This is a genomic window from Gordonia sp. KTR9, assembly GCF_000143885.2.
Lineage (GTDB): Bacteria > Actinomycetota > Actinomycetes > Mycobacteriales > Mycobacteriaceae > Gordonia.
Window position 1 is genome coordinate 26,466 of sequence record NC_018581.1, and the last position, 14,492, is coordinate 40,957.

13 protein-coding genes and 1 tRNA gene are annotated in these 14,492 nt (G+C 67.6%); 3 read left to right on the forward strand and 11 right to left on the reverse strand.

Annotated features, from left to right (window positions below):
- The first annotated feature begins 22 nt into the window (after positions 1-22).
- Positions 23-682 (forward strand): aminodeoxychorismate/anthranilate synthase component II, encoded by a 660-nt coding sequence (locus KTR9_RS00960; RefSeq protein ID WP_014924814.1) that lies wholly within the window; start codon positions 23-25, stop codon positions 680-682.
- Positions 683-728: 46 nt separating this feature from the next.
- On the opposite strand, the gene pknB is transcribed toward KTR9_RS00960, so the two are convergent.
- The 7 genes from pknB to KTR9_RS00995 form a co-directional block, all read right to left on the reverse strand.
- Entirely contained in the window at positions 729-2,675 is a 1,947-nt protein-coding gene (gene pknB / locus KTR9_RS00965; protein ID WP_014924815.1) for a Stk1 family PASTA domain-containing Ser/Thr kinase, read from the reverse strand.
- 82 nt (positions 2,676-2,757) lie between these two features.
- A complete protein-coding gene (locus KTR9_RS00970; protein WP_014924816.1) occupies positions 2,758-4,134 on the reverse strand; it encodes a protein kinase domain-containing protein in 1,377 nt (458 codons plus the stop codon).
- Positions 4,131-5,630 (reverse strand): peptidoglycan D,D-transpeptidase FtsI family protein, encoded by a 1,500-nt coding sequence (locus KTR9_RS00975; RefSeq protein WP_010843018.1) that lies wholly within the window; start codon positions 5,628-5,630, stop codon positions 4,131-4,133. Before KTR9_RS00975 ends, KTR9_RS00970 begins: the two co-directional genes overlap by 4 nt.
- Positions 5,627-7,063 (reverse strand): FtsW/RodA/SpoVE family cell cycle protein, encoded by a 1,437-nt coding sequence (locus tag KTR9_RS00980; protein ID WP_010843017.1) that lies wholly within the window; start codon positions 7,061-7,063, stop codon positions 5,627-5,629. Before KTR9_RS00980 ends, KTR9_RS00975 begins: the two co-directional genes overlap by 4 nt.
- Positions 7,060-8,577: a PP2C family protein-serine/threonine phosphatase gene (locus KTR9_RS00985; RefSeq protein ID WP_014924817.1), complete on the reverse strand. Its 1,518-nt coding sequence runs from the start codon at positions 8,575-8,577 to the stop codon at positions 7,060-7,062. Before KTR9_RS00985 ends, KTR9_RS00980 begins: the two co-directional genes overlap by 4 nt.
- Positions 8,574-9,038 carry an FHA domain-containing protein FhaB/FipA gene (locus KTR9_RS00990; protein WP_010843015.1) on the reverse strand — a complete coding sequence of 155 codons (465 nt, stop codon included), beginning with the start codon at positions 9,036-9,038 and terminating at the stop codon, positions 8,574-8,576. Before KTR9_RS00990 ends, KTR9_RS00985 begins: the two co-directional genes overlap by 4 nt.
- A 227-nt stretch (positions 9,039-9,265) precedes the next feature.
- Positions 9,266-10,606, reverse strand: coding sequence for a DUF3662 and FHA domain-containing protein (locus KTR9_RS00995; RefSeq protein WP_014924818.1), 1,341 nt, complete (start codon positions 10,604-10,606; stop codon positions 9,266-9,268).
- Positions 10,607-10,883: 277 nt separating this feature from the next.
- Here KTR9_RS00995 and KTR9_RS01000 point away from each other — a divergent pair.
- Together KTR9_RS01000 and KTR9_RS01005 are read left to right on the forward strand one after the other, a co-directional pair.
- Positions 10,884-10,969, forward strand: a tRNA-Leu gene (locus KTR9_RS01000).
- 161 nt (positions 10,970-11,130) lie between these two features.
- The gene (locus KTR9_RS01005) at positions 11,131-11,565 is read left to right on the forward strand and encodes a DUF309 domain-containing protein (RefSeq protein WP_014924819.1); all 435 of its coding nucleotides are present in this window, start codon (positions 11,131-11,133) and stop codon (positions 11,563-11,565) included.
- A gap of 7 nt (positions 11,566-11,572) precedes the next feature.
- Here the strand turns inward: KTR9_RS01005 and KTR9_RS01010 are convergent, their stop codons facing one another.
- The 4 genes from KTR9_RS01010 to wrbA form a co-directional block, all read right to left on the reverse strand.
- A complete protein-coding gene (locus KTR9_RS01010) occupies positions 11,573-12,121 on the reverse strand; it encodes a dihydrofolate reductase family protein (protein WP_014924820.1) in 549 nt (182 codons plus the stop codon).
- An 84-nt stretch (positions 12,122-12,205) separates the two neighbouring features.
- Entirely contained in the window at positions 12,206-12,634 is a 429-nt protein-coding gene (locus KTR9_RS01015; protein WP_014924821.1) for a nitroreductase family deazaflavin-dependent oxidoreductase, read from the reverse strand.
- 331 nt (positions 12,635-12,965) lie between these two features.
- Positions 12,966-13,472 carry an FBP domain-containing protein gene (locus KTR9_RS01020; protein ID WP_044507473.1) on the reverse strand — a complete coding sequence of 169 codons (507 nt, stop codon included), beginning with the start codon at positions 13,470-13,472 and terminating at the stop codon, positions 12,966-12,968.
- Between the two features lie 290 nt (positions 13,473-13,762).
- Entirely contained in the window at positions 13,763-14,362 is a 600-nt protein-coding gene (gene wrbA / locus KTR9_RS01025; RefSeq protein ID WP_014924823.1) for an NAD(P)H:quinone oxidoreductase, read from the reverse strand.
- Positions 14,363-14,492: the final 130 nt, after the last annotated feature.

Consider the following 14,492-nt stretch of genomic DNA (forward strand, 5'->3'; position numbering starts at 1 on the left):
GCTTCGGCGGTAGCCTTTTTGCGTGAGTCGCATCCTGGTAGTCGACAACTACGACAGCTTCGTCTACAACCTGGTCCAGTACCTGGGCCAGCTCGGTGTCGAGGCCGTCGTGTGGCGCAACGACGACCCGCAACTCTCCCCGGCCGATCCCGACCGTCTGCGCGAGGCCGTCGCCGGATTTGACGGGGTGCTCCTCAGTCCCGGCCCCGGCACCCCGCAGCGGGCCGGCGCGACGATGCCGATGGTCCGCGTCGCCGCTGACGAACAACTGCCGCTACTGGGAGTGTGCCTGGGCCACCAGGCCATCGGCGCGGCCTTCGGTGGCACGGTCGACCGCGCACCCGAACTCCTGCACGGCAAGACCTCGCTGGTGTTCCACGACGACGCCGGTGTTCTCGAAGGACTTCCCGATCCGTTCACCGCCACCCGCTACCACTCGCTGACGGTGCTGCCCCAGACGATCCCCGACGAACTGGTCGTCACCGGACGCACCGAGTCGGGCATCGTGATGGCGATGGCGCACCGCGAACTCCCGATCCACGGCGTGCAGTTCCACCCGGAGAGCGTTCTGACCCAGGGCGGGCACCGGATGCTCGCCAACTGGCTCAAGACCTGCGGGATCGAGATCGACGAGGCCCGGGTGGCCGCCCTCGAAGCGGAGATGGCCACCGCGATCGGCTGACCCGCGCCGCGACCGGGTGTCGGTCCGCGACCGGAGGCGGGTTCGCTCAGTTGGGCAGCAGGCTCGCCTGGCCGACGACAATCGTGATCGAACCACTCTTGCGGGCCTGCGAACCCGGATTCGGTTCCTGTCCGACGACCCGACCGTCGTCGGGACTGCCGAGCGGCACGTTCCGGGTCTGTCGCGTCAGGGTCGACCGTTCCCAGCCGGCCCGTTCGAGATCGGCCTGGGCCTCGGCAGGAGTCTTGCCCCGCAGGTTCGGCACGGTGAACAGGTTGCCTCGCGACACGCTGATCTGGACGGTGCTGCCCTGTTCGGCGGTGGACCCCGGACCCGGTGAGGTGCTGATGACCTCGCCGGCCGGACGGTCGGAATCGGCGGCGACGACCACGACCGTCATGCCGAGCTCTTCCAGCACCGACCGTGCCCGGTCCTCGGACATGCCGACGACGTCGCGAACCGTGACCTCGCGCGGCCCGTTGCCGACGTTGACCACCACCGCACCGTTGACGGGTACCTCGCTACCGATCGCGGGCGCGGTGGAGACCACCTTGTCCTTCATCTCGGCCGTCGAATCGACGCGGTCCGTCCTGACGTTGGTGAACCCGAGCACCTTGAGCGAGTCGAGCGCTTCGGCCGGTGACTTGCCGACCAGGTCCGACGGCAGCCGCACCCGCTCGGGACCCGTCGAGACGTACAGCGCGATCTCGGATCCCTCGGCCGCCATCACCCCCTCGCCCGGCGTCGACCGGGTGGCGACACCCGCGGCGACGTCGAGGCTCGGTTCCTCGAGCACGCGGACCTCGAAGCCGGCGCGTTCCAGGGAGGCCCGGGCGTCGTCCGAGCTGAGTCCCGAGACCGCCGGCACCGACACCTCCGGAGCGGACCCCGAACTCCACGGCGACCACAGGAACAGCGTGCCGACCAACAGCACGACGACGGCCACCGCGCCGGCCATGAGCACCCGGGACCGGCGTCGTGGTGTCCCCGCGTCTTCGTCGTCGCGGCGGTGATTGCCCCCGTTGCCGTTCGTGGCGCGGGCGGGAACGGCCCGACGCGGACCGGTCGTCTCCGACCGTGTCGGACGGCGCGGCCCGGTGTCGATGAACTCGGTGCGCTCTTCGTCGGTCAGGAGCATCGGCGCCGACGGTTTCCCGCCTGCGAGGACCCGGATCAGGTCGGCGCGCAGGTCGCCCGCCGACTGATAGCGGTTGTCCTTGTTCTTGCTCATCGCCTTGAGGACGACGGAGTCGAGTTCGCGCGGGATCTCGGGCCGGACGTGCGACGGCCACGGCGGATCCTCGTGCACGTGCTGATGTGCGACCGCCACCGGTGAGTCACCGGTGAACGGCGGCTCGCCGGTGAGGAGCTCGAAGAGCACGCATCCCATCGAGTAGATGTCGCTGCGCGGGTCGACCTTGATGCCCCGGGCCTGCTCGGGCGAGAGGTACTGGGCGGTGCCCATCACCGCGGATGTCTGGGTCATCGTCGACGTCGCGTCACTCATCGCGCGCGCGATGCCGAAGTCCATGACCTTGACGGCGCCGGACTTGTCGATCATCACGTTCGCCGGCTTCATGTCGCGGTGGACGATCCCGTTCCGATGCGAGAAGTCCATCGCGGCGGCGACGTCGGCCATCCAGGTCATCGCCTGACGCGGGGAGATGGGACCGTTGGCGCGCAACACATCTCGCAAGGTGTCGCCGTCGACGTACTCCATCACGATGAACGGCAGCGGACCGTCCTCGGTCTCGGCCTCGCCGGTGTCGAAGACCTGCACGATCGTCGGGTGATTCAGCTTCGCCGCGTTCTGCGCCTCACGGCGGAACCGGAGGTAGAACGACGGGTCACGAGCGAGGTCGGCACGCAGCACCTTGACCGCGACGTCGCGGTGGAGCAACAGGTCGCGCGCGTAGTGCACCTCGGACATGCCACCGAAACCCAGCGTTTCGCCGAGTTCGTAGCGGTCGGAGAGGTGGTGTGGTGTCGACATCGGCCTCGGTGGTTCGCCCCTCAGGATCTCTGGTCGGAATTATCGGTCACGGGCATTGCGGGTCCATCAGCACAGCAAACCATCAGCACAGCGGTGAGAACGGAACGCCGGGGAAACACGGGGTCCCGGTGGCGGCACCGGGGTCCGGCGGCGAGTCGGGGGGCCCCGACGGCGCGAGCGTGCCCGTCTCCTCGCTGGTCTCGGTGGTCGTCGTGGTCTCTTCGGTGGTCGTCGTGGTGGTGCGTGGCGGTCGCCGGGTCGTGGTCGGCTCGTCGGGCTCGTCGGTCGGTTCCACGGTGGTCGTGGTCTCGGTGGTCGTCGACGATGGCGGGGGTGGCGTCGCCGCCCCACCGTTCCCGCTGTTCACCAGGTAGAACCCGATGAGTCCGATGGCACCGACGAGCAGCGCGGCCGCGATGCCGGCCAGGACCTTCTGGCCCGTTGTCCAACTGTTGTCCGGCGGTGGCGGTGCCACCGCGGTGCGAGAGGTCGGTCGGGGTGTGACCGGCCGCGAGGCGGCCCCGGTCGGCGGGGTGGCACCACGCGCGACCGCGGCACCGAGCGCAGCGGCTCCGGCTGCTCCCGCCGCGGCACCGGCGATCGCCCCCGGACGCGGTGGGCGCCGCCCGGCGCGCACGGCGGCCACCGCGTCGGCGAACTCGCCGCCGTTGGCATAACGCTGCCGCGGATCCTTGGCCATCGTGATCTCGATGAGCTCACGGACGCCCGACGGCAGGTTGGACGGCAGTGGTGGCGGAGCCTCCCGGATGTGCTTCATCGCCACGGTGATCGCACCGTCGCCGAGGAACGGCCGTCGACCGGTGAGGGCCTCGTAGCCGACGACGCCGAGCGAGTAGACATCCGAGGCCGCGGTCGCCTCGTCGCCGGTGGCCTGCTCCGGGGAGATGTACTGCGCGGTCCCCATGACCATCCCGGTCTTGGTCACCGGGGCGGAGTCGACGGCCTTCGCGATACCGAAGTCGGTGATCTTCACCTGGCCGACGGGGGTGATCAGGATGTTGCCGGGCTTGACGTCCCGGTGCACGAGTCCCTGGTTGTGCGCGGCCTGCAGGGCGCGGCCGGTCTGCTCGAGCATGTCGAGGGTGTTGGTCAGCGACAGTCGCCCGAGCCGGGAGATCACCGAGTTCAACGGTTCACCGTCGACGAGTTCCATCACCAGGTACGCCAGCGGGTCGCCGCCGTTGTAGTCCGGGGTCTCGCCGTAGTCGAAGACGTTCGCGATCCCCGGGTTGTTCAGCTTCGCGGTGGTCTGTGCCTCCGCCCGGAACCGGGCGATGAACTCCGGATCGCTGGTGTACTCGGCCTTGAGGACCTTCACCGCGACGCGACGATTGAGACGCGTGTCGAGCGCCTCCCACACCTGCCCCATGCCGCCTGTGGCGATCAGGCGGATGAGCCGGTACCGATCGCCGATGGTGGTGCCGTTCTGCAGGGTCATCGACTGCCACCTCCCACCAGTGAGTTGATCACTTCTCGTCCGATCGGCGCCGCGACGGTCCCACCGACCGAGTCCGCGCCGAATTGTCCATTCTCCACCACGACGGCGACCGCGATCTGCGCGTTCGACGACGGCCCGAAGGCGATGTACCAGGAGAACGGGGTGTCCGTACTGGACCCGCTCTCCGCGGTACCGGTCTTCGACGCGATCGACACCGGACCGCCGGCGCCGGCCGTCGACCGTTCCGACTCGATCATCATCGACGTCAGCTCGGCGGCCTGCTCGGGCGTGATCGGCTTGTTGGCCGTCGTCGGCGGGGTGGTCTGCAGTGTGCGCAGGTCCGCGGCCTGCAGCTTGTCCACCAGGTACGGCTGCATGCGCACACCTCCGTTCGCCACGGTCGCGGCGATCATCGCGTTCTGTAACGGGGTGAGCCGGACGTCACGCTGACCGATCGAGGCCTGCGCGAGGACGTCGAGGGACGGGATCGGACCCACCGTCGAGTCGACGACGGGCATCGGGATGTCCGGGCCCGGCTGATCGAGGCCGAACAGGCTCGCGGTCTCGGTGAACTTCGGGATCGCGTCGGACATCTTCTCGGTCACCAGCTCGGCGAAGGCGGTGTTGCACGAGTACTTGAACGCCGTCTCCAGGGACACGGTTCCACCCGACGACCCGGGGCAGGTCTCGCCGCCGTAGTTCGGCAGCGAGACATCGGTGCCCGGCAACGGAAAGGTCGGCGCGGCGGTGAGGCGGATACCCGGGGTGATGTTGTCGCGCAGGGCTGCGGCCGAGGTCACGACCTTGAAGGTCGATCCGGGCGGGTACAGCTGGCTGATCGCGCGGTTCAGCATCGGCTGCGCGGTGTCACCGGGACGATTCCACGCCTCCCAGCTGCCCTCGCGGACCTCCTGGTCGTGGCTAGCCAGCTTGTTGGGGTCGTAGCTCGGGGTCGAGACCATCGCGAGGATCTTGCCGGTGTTCGGCTGCAGGGCCACGACGGCGCCGCGGCACGGCCCGTCGCACGGCCCGTTGAGCATGGCCTGGTACGCGGCCTGCTGCACCTTCGGGTTGATCGTCGTGACGACGTTGCCGCCACGCGGGTCGCGGCCGGAGAACATGTCCATGAACCGCTGGCCGAAGAGCCGGTCGTCGGATCCGTTGAGGATGCTGTTCTCGTAGTGCTCGATCTGGCTGGCGAGGTACTGGAACGAGTAGTAACCGGTGACCGGGGCGAACGCCTCGGCGCCCTCCCTCGGGTACTGCCGGAGGAACTTCAGGCGGCTGTCGATCGGTACCGACAGGGCGATGACCGTGCCGTCGGCCGTGGTGATCAGACCGCGCTGGCGGGAGTACTCGTCGAGCAGCACCCGGTTGTTGCGGGTGTCGGTCTTCAGCGCGTCGGCCTTGAACACCTGCACATAGGTGGCGTTGGCGAGCAGCGCGATGATCATCACGACCACCGCCATCGACACATTGCGGATCGGCTTGTTCATCGGCGCTTCACCACCTGCGTCGGCAGTGCCTCGACGGGCTTCGCCGGGGGGCGCTTCTTCCCGGGATCGGGTTCGCGCGCGGCGTTCGAGATCCGGATGAGCAACGCGACCAGGATGTAGTTGGCCAGCAGCGACGACCCGCCGTAGGAGAGGAAGGGCGTCGTGAGACCGGTCAGCGGGATCAGCTTGGTGACGCCGCCGACGACGACGAAGATCTGCATCGCGATGGTGAACGCGAGTCCGGTCGCGAGAAGTTTGCCGAAGCTGTCGCGCACGGCGATGCCGGTCCGCAGTCCGCGGTGGATGAAGATCATGTACAGCAGCAGGATCGCGGTGAGCCCGGCCAGGCCGAGTTCCTCACCGATGGTCGAGATGATGAAGTCGGTGTTGGCGAACGGCACGATGTTGGGTCGGCCCGAACCGAGTCCGGTGCCGAACAATCCGCCGGTGGCCAGGCCGAACAGGCTCTGTCCGATCTGGTATCCCGAGCCGTCGAAGTCCTCGAAGGGGTTCAGCCACACCGAAACCCGTGTCTGCAGGTGCGAGAAGATCGACCACGCGAACACCGCGCCGATCGCGAACAACCCGATACCCAGCACCAGCCACTCGACGCGTGAGGTCGCCACGTAGAGCATCGTCAGGATGGTCGCGAAGATCAGCAGGGACGTACCCAGGTCCTTCTGGACCACCATCACCGCGATGGCGATCGCCCAGGCGGCCAGGAGCGGGCCGAGGTCCCGGGCGCGCGGGAGGTCGACGCCGAGCACGTGCGGACCCGCGGTGATGAACAGATCGCGCTTCGACACCAGCACAGCCGCGGCGAAGATGATGATCAGGATCTTGGAGAACTCGCTGGGCTGGATCGAGAAGAACGGCGTGATGATCCAGTTCTTCGAGCCGTTGATCTCCGAGAACGCGCTGGGCAGGATCGCCGGGATGATCAGGAACACCAGACCGCCGAGGCCGAGGGTGTAGGCGTAGCGCGAGAGCGTGCGGTGATCGCGGATCAGGATGAGGACCGCGGAGAACGCCACGATGCCCAGCACCGCCCACAGCAACTGCTGGTCGGCGTTGCGGGTCGCCTCGGTGGCGTTCACCGACTCCCCGGTGTTCCCCGTGCCGAGGTCGAGCCGGTGGATCAGCACCAGCCCCAGCCCGTTCAGGACCGCGACGACGGGCAGCATGATCGGATCGGCATGAGGTGCGTAGCGGCGGACCACGAGATGGGCGACGCCGAACAGCGCCGTGTAGGCGGCCACGTACTTGAGGATGTCCCAGGTCAGGTTCTGACCCTGGGCGGCCTGGACGATGAGCAACGCCACCGTCACCAGACCGATGGCGAATCCCAGCAGCAACAGTTCGGTGTTGCGGCCGGTACTCGTGGCGGGTGGGCGTGGCGGGGCGTGCGGTGCGGGCGCGGCGGCTTGAGTCATCTCACCTGCTGCCGGCAGCTCGTGCCGGCGTCCTGGTCAGGTGCGGGCGTGTCGGAAGGTCCGGCGTTGCCGGTGGGCGGTGCGACCGACTCGGTCGCACCCTGCTGCGGGATGCCCGGTGCGGGCGCGGCGGTGGCGCGGGGCGCGGGTGCGGACGGGTCGGTTCTCGGGGTCGACTCCGACGGCGCCGGTGGCGGGGGAGTCGGTGTGGGTGACGTCGACGAGGGGGCGTTGTCGCAGCGGAACGTGAGCTCGTCGGTCACGACGCCCTGGATCTGCTGCTCGCTCTTGTCCCGGATCATCACGTTCTTGACCGACTGCGCGGGCCCCGACACCAGATCGTCGACGTTGAGCGGGAACTCGCAGGCGCCGCCGTCGTAGGAGATGAACGTGTACGTCGGTTCGGCCTGGTCGAGGTCCTCGACACAGACGCGCTGGACGGGATTGCTCATCGACAGGAAGAACACCTTCTCCGGCGAACCCTGATAAACGAGGACATCGCCGTTGTCGTCGGCGGCCACGTAGTAGTTGCTGCGCACGACCGCGCGGACGACGAAGATGCCCACGACGAGCGCGGCCACCACGGCCAGCGCGACACCGGCGACGATCCAGCGGCGGTACTTGCTCTTGGGCTTGGTCGCGGGCTCTGCCTCGGTCAGTACCGTCGGGCGCTGCGGCTCGGAGGGCGGCGGACGCAGCGCCGCGGCCCGTCCCGCGGCAGTCGCCGGATCGGGCGTGTAGATCTCCTCGTTGCCGCCGGCGGCGCCGCCGACGATCGGGCGCGAGTCGCCGTACTCGGTGTCGACGACATCGGCGAGGACGACGGTCACGTTGTCGGGGCCGCCGCCGCGCAATGCGAGCTCGATGAGACGGTCGGCGCATTCCTTGGGGTCGGCAATGGAACCCAGGGTCTCGGCGAGGGTCTCCTCGGTCACGACGTCGGACAGGCCGTCGCTGCAGAGCATGTACCGGTCGCCGGCGCGCGCCTCACGCATCGTCAGGGTCGGTTCGACCTCGGTGCCGGTCAGCGCGCGCATGATCAGCGAACGCTGCGGGTGGGTGTGCGCCTGTTCGGCGGTGATACGACCTTCGTCGACGAGGGTCTGGACGAAGGTGTCGTCGCGGGTGATCTGGGTCAGGACGCCGTCGCGGAACATGTAGCCGCGGGAGTCGCCGATGTGACACAGACCGATTCGGCTGCCGGCGAAGAGGATCGCGGTCAGCGTGGTGCCCATGCCGTCGAGTTCGGGTGATTCCTGCACCTGCGCGGCGATGGCCTCGTTGCCGACGCGGGTCGCGCCGTCGAGCTGGGCGAGCAGGTCGCCGCCCGGCTCGTCGTCGTCGAGTGAGCTGAGTGCGCGGATGACCAGCTGACTGGCGACCTCACCCGCCGCGTGCCCGCCCATGCCGTCGGCAAGCGCGAGCAGGCGGGGACCCGCGTAGAACGAATCCTCGTTGTTGGACCGAACGAGACCCCGGTCGCTGCGCGCGATGTAGCGCAACACAAGGGTCACGGGCGCAACTCGATCACGGTCTTGCCGATGCGGATCGGCGTGTTCAGCGGGACCTTGACCGCGGTCGTCACCTTGGAACGGTCCAGGTAGGTGCCGTTGGTGGAGCCGAGGTCTTCGACGTACCAGTCGTCGCCGCGCCGGGAGAGTCGCGCATGTCGTTCCGAGGCGTAGTCGTCGGTCAGCACGAGTGTCGAATCGTCGGCGCGGCCGAGCAGGACCGGCTGCTGGCCGAGGCTGATCCGCGTGTTCGCCAGCGCGCCGTGGGTGACGACGAGATAGCGGGCCGACCCGCGCACGCCGCCGCTGCGGCGTCGCTTCTCCGAACCGCCCGAGTACCGGGGAATGCGCAGGCCACCGGCAGTCGCGATGTCGGCGCGCAGCGTGCGGATCACGGCGAAGACGAACAACCAGAGCAACAACAGGAAACCGATGCGGGTCAGCTGCAGCACCAAGCCCTGCATGTCGTGTTCACCTCCAGCGCGTTCCGTCTCGGTCGGTCGTATCCATCGCGGCAACGATCGTCGGACCGCCGATCGAAACTCTGCGCGGACCCGACTGCATCTTATGGGCACTTCCGCCGAACTCGGTCATTCGGATATGACAGTTCAGTATCAACCGGCCGGAATGGTCTCGCGCCAGTGTCGATCGACGCCCGCGTTCGGTGGGCGTGTACTCGGCGTATGCGGGTCTACTGGAACCGGACGGTGATGTCGGAATGTCCCACGCGGATGCGATCGCCGTCGGCGAGTTCCCAGGTGTTCACCTGGAGATCGTTGACCGTGGTGCCGTTGGTCGAGTTGAGATCGGTGAGCATGGCGGTGGCGCCATCCCACCGGATCTCCACATGGCGACGCGAGACGCCGGTATCGGGCAGCCGGAACTGCGCATCCTGTCCGCGGCCGATCACGTTGGAGCCCTCGTGCAGCTGGAACGTGCGGTTGCTGCCGTCTTCGAGGAGCAGCGTGATCGACGACGGGGCGTACCCGGCTGCCGGACGACCCGCGCCGTAGCCCTGGTCGTAGCCGCCCTGGTAGTCGTAACCCGCGGGTTGCTGGCTGTAACCCTGCTGGCCGTAGCCCTGGTCGTAACCGGGTTGTTGACCGTAGCCCTGCTGGCCGTAGCCCTGGTCGTACCCGGGTTGCTGGTTGTAGCCCTGCTGCTCGTAGCCGGGCTGCTGGCCGTATCCCTGGTCGTAACCGGGCTGTTGCCCGTAACCCTGCTGTTCATAGCCGGGTTGTTGGCTGTAACCCTGCTGGCCGTAGCCCTGGTCGTAGCCGGGCTGCTGGCCGTAGCCCTGCTGGCCGTAGCCGGGTTGCTGGTTGTAACCCTGCTGGTCGTAGGCCTGCTGGTCGTAACCCTGTTGGCCGTAGGCCTGCTGGTCGTATGCCTGGTCGTAGCCGGGCTGCTGACCGTACTGGTCGTAGCCCTGCTGTCCGTAGCCCTGATCTCCCGGCTGTCCCGATCCCTGTCCGTACTGGTCGTACGCGGGATCGGCGCCCCTGCGCTGGTCGTATCCGGGATTCTGAGTCATCTTGGGGGCTCCTTGGTCGGGGGCGTTGGGAAGTGGATGAACAGGGGCCGGGCGACCGGCCGGCGGGCCGGGGACCGGTGCAGGGTGCGGCTGCTCCGAACGCGCCCCCACCGGGCGGGGCCGCGCGTCCGGGTTGACCGTGCCTCGTGCGCGGAACATCCCCGTGTGCAAGGACGGCGATTGCTCGAACTCTACGACGACGTTGCCGTAGGTCTGCCACCCGTTGTCTTTGATGAAGTTTTCCAAATGCTTCGAGAAAGTCTTGCGGTTCAGCTCGTATTCCGCAGCGATGTGCTGATGATCGGTGGGACTGAACAGCAACGTGTAGCTGTTGGCCGCAAGGACCGTACCGTCACCGAGGTTCTCGAGCGACTCCTCGGCTTCTCGCTGCAGCCCGTTCTCGATCTCCTGCGGGGCCACCTGACCACCGAAGACGCGGGCAAAACCGTCGTCAACTGCACCTTCGAGCTTGCGTTCCAGTCGTTGCAGGATCCCCACCGAGACCTCCTTTCGCGGCAATAGAGCGTGTCGCCGTGCATCTGGCCTTGTTTGATGATAGCGACATCAGCGGCCAACTGTGCCACCAAGGCAACTGGTGCACCGTCTGCAACACCCGCCTCATTGGTGTGTATTCGGCCTCTGACGTAACCCGACGTACTGCACAGATGCAACGTACGAGATCGAGTTTTGTTTCGGTGGCGGCGTGCTGCTATCGTCGTCCAGTCGCCGGACACACCCAGTCCGACGGCACGCCCACCGGAACTTCGGTGGCCACGGGCGAGTGGCGGAATGGCAGACGCGCTGGCTTCAGGTGCCAGTGTCCTTCGGGACGTGGGGGTTCAAGTCCCCCTTCGCCCACCAGAGTGGAGATGAGACCAGGTTGCACACGGCAACCTGGTCTTCTTCGTTTCCGGACCCGGTCGATGGGTACCGTTCTGCTGGTCCCGCGTGAGGTCCGGTCTCACGGCTGTGAATCGTGGCCGACTGTGCGGCAGGCGACCATTCGACCAGGAGGTGAGCCGGTGCCCGACGCCCGCGATCGCGACCCCGACGGTCGAGCCCGCCAGGCCCGGCCGCGTGATGAGTTGGGACGGCCGCTTCCGTATGGAGAGCGGGGCGTCGAACCCGTTTCCGAGGAACCGTTGCCGCCCGACGAGACGATCGCGCTCGCGTGGCAACTGCTCGAGGAGGGGCGGCCGTTCTCCGCGCACGAGGTGTTCGAGACCCGGTGGAAGTCGTGTCCGCCGGCCGAGCGGCCGCTGTGGCAGGGACTCGCGCAGCTCTGCGTCGGTCTCACCCACCATCGTCGTGGCAACGCCGTCGGTGCCCGACGTCTCTATGACCGTGCCGCCGCGCGCCTGGAGGAGTACGAACAGTCCCGCGGGCTGACGTACGGGATGGACCTCGCGGCGATCCGCGCCCGGGCGCTCGCCGAGATCGACTCCGATCCGACCTGAAAGCCCGTCACACCGCCCGATAGCGCAGCAGCGAGACACCGAGCTCGAAGCTCTTCGTGTCCACCAGGCGCAGCGTCGGGATCTCCAGGCCGTCCGGGAACAGGCGACGCCCCGATCCTTGGACGGCCGGGTAGACGAACAGCCGGTACTCGTCGACCAGCCCGGCGTCGATCAGCGTGTGGCACAGGCTGATGCTGCCGGTCACGACGATGTCCTTGCCCGCGGCGTTCTTCAACGCGGTCACTTGCTCGATGACGTCCCCGTTCAGCACCGTCGAGTTCTGCCACTCCGGGTCGGTCATCGTGCTCGACACCACGTACTTGTCGACGGTGTTGAGATAGTCGGTGATCCCGGTGGCGTCGTCGGTCTGGTGTGGCCAGAAGCCGCGGAAGTCCTCGAAGGTCTGCCGACCGACGAGCAGGGCGTCGGCCTCGGCGTCCTGCCGGTGCGACTCGGCCATGAGATCCGGCGCCTCGACGGTCGGGTCGAACCAGTCGGTCAACATCTCGATCGAACCGTCGAGCGTCATGTTCTGGGTGATCGCCAGCGTTCGCATGCTTCTCCTCAGGAGTCGTTGCGGTGTGCTCCCAGATACCGACCGGCGAGCCGGGCGAATGTCATCGGCAAGCGCGCGAGCCCCCTACCGCGGCATCAGTTCGACGATCGCGAGTGGGCGTGTCGTCTTCTTCTGGTAACCGGCGTAGCGGCCGCGGTTGACCTCGTCGACGAGCACGAAGCGCCGGGCGTAGTCAGGGTCGTCGGGGTAGGTCGCCCGCGCGGTGACCTGAATCCGCCGTCGGCCGACCTGGATCTCGACATTGGGGTGGGCCTTCAGGTTGGCGAGCCACCCCGGTGGTCGCGGCGATCCGCCATTCGACGCGACCACGAGGTAGGCCTCACCGTCGCGCGCGTAGGTGAGCGCGTTGCACCTCGCCTCACCGGTGCGGCGTCCGATCGTCTGGAGCAGCAGCGTGGGATTGCCCATGAGCAGTCGGTGGCCGACGAGGCCGCCCGAATGTTCGTAGAGCCACTGATGTGTCTGAAGTGCTCGGATGAACAGCGACGTCATGGGTCCACTATTGCTGCTCTGACCGTCGGCCGAAAGGTCGCCGAACCCTACGTGACGCTCGATCCTCAGGGAGCGGAGGCCTTTTGTGGTCCACGGCGGCCAAGCCGCAGAAACTGCGACTCCCAGACTTCAAGTCGACTCCCAGACCTCGATCGAAGTCTGGGAGTCGAGTTGAAGTCTGTCGGTCACGAGACGGGCCAGATGCACGCGGACAAGCGGTCACCTCCCTGCTCCCTGAGGGGCGAGGAGCGCAAGCGACGAGCCACGAAGGGTCCCGCTACCCGTCACCAGGACCCTTCGTGACGGGGCCTCCGCAAGCTCCGGCCGCTCCTCAGGGAGCGGAGGGGCTGTCTCCGCTCGCCACTCGCTGGGCGAATCCGGCGAGGTGGGTCCGCAACGCCCGGATGCGCTGTTGCCGCACGGTCTCGGGGTCGTCGGTGGAGAAGATGGCCGACGGCTTGGCGCGGACGTTCGCCGAACATTCGAAGTTCGAGCAGATCAACGTCCCGACCGTGTTGCCCTTGCGCCCCGCGGCGCCGGCGAACTTCGCGCTGAAGAAGACGACCTCGTTGGGGAGGTGGACGTCCTCGCAGAACGAGCACAGCGGACGGTTCCGGGGCTGGCGGCCACCGAGTCGCAACATGATCCCGACGACGTCGTCGTCGGTCGGGATGACCACGTAACCGACCATCGGGAGCTTCGGGTCGCGCCAGCCGGCGAAATCGAGCTGCTCCCAGTCGAAGTCGTCGAAGTCGGGTGGGAGTGTCACGCTCTTCCGTTCGCGCAGCGAGGCGTTGACGAACGACGAACGGATCTGGGCTTCGGTCAATGAATGCATGGGTGTGTACACCTCAGGTGTCGGAGGAGGAAAAGAGAGCACAGATCGACCGGCGCGGTCCTCGACTGAGATGGACGCGCGCCGATCGGGGCGGGGTGCTCAACCGTCGGCGCGCACGACGCCGACGACCTCCTCACGCCCGGTGGGCGACACACTGACAGACACGAGGACCGATGGTGAACCCCCGGGCCATTGCTGTCAACTCCGATTCCGGCCCCCTCACGCTCACAGGTTCCGTTCCCGCTCACACAGTTCCGGCTGAGCGGGAACGGAACCGGTGAGCGACACCGTCAGGCAGAAAGGAGTCCAGCGATTCGCACCACACGCTCGGCCATGTGCGCGAGCGCGGCCTTCGTAGCGTCGTCGAGCGGGTTCTTGTTCTCCGGACCGGTGACGTGGGAGACACCGTAGGGATTGCCGTCGGCGAACTTCAACCCGTCGGTGTAACCGGGCGGGACGAGGATGCCGCCGAAGTGCATCAGCGAGGTGTACAACCCGATGAGCGTGGTCTCCTGCCCGCCGTGGGCGGTGTTGCTGGAGGTGTATCCGGCGTAGACCTTGTCGGCCAACTTGCCGTCGGCCCACAGGCCGCCGAGCGAGTCGATGAACGTCTGGAACGGCGAGGCCGTGCTGCCGAACCGCGTCGGGCTGCCGAAGATCACCGCGTCGGCCCAGACGATGTCGTCTCCGCTCGCGGCGGGCAGGTCCTTGGTGGCCTCGTAGTTGGCCGACCACGCCGGATTGTCGGCGAACGTCTGCGGATCCCGGGTCTCGGCGATGTGGCGGACCCGGACCTCGGCACCCGCGGATTCGCCGGCATCCGACAGCGCCTGCGCCATCGCCGTGCCGTGTCCGGTGGCCGAGTAGTAGATGATCGCCAGCTTGGTCATATGTCACTCCCGTCTCGGTGATTGGCATGTGCCACCGACGGGTACCCGAAGCGCGTGAGCCGACACCCACACGCCTGCCGAGTACTCGTCGTGGACGGGATTCGTAGCCCCGTCGCGAAAGGATAGTTGC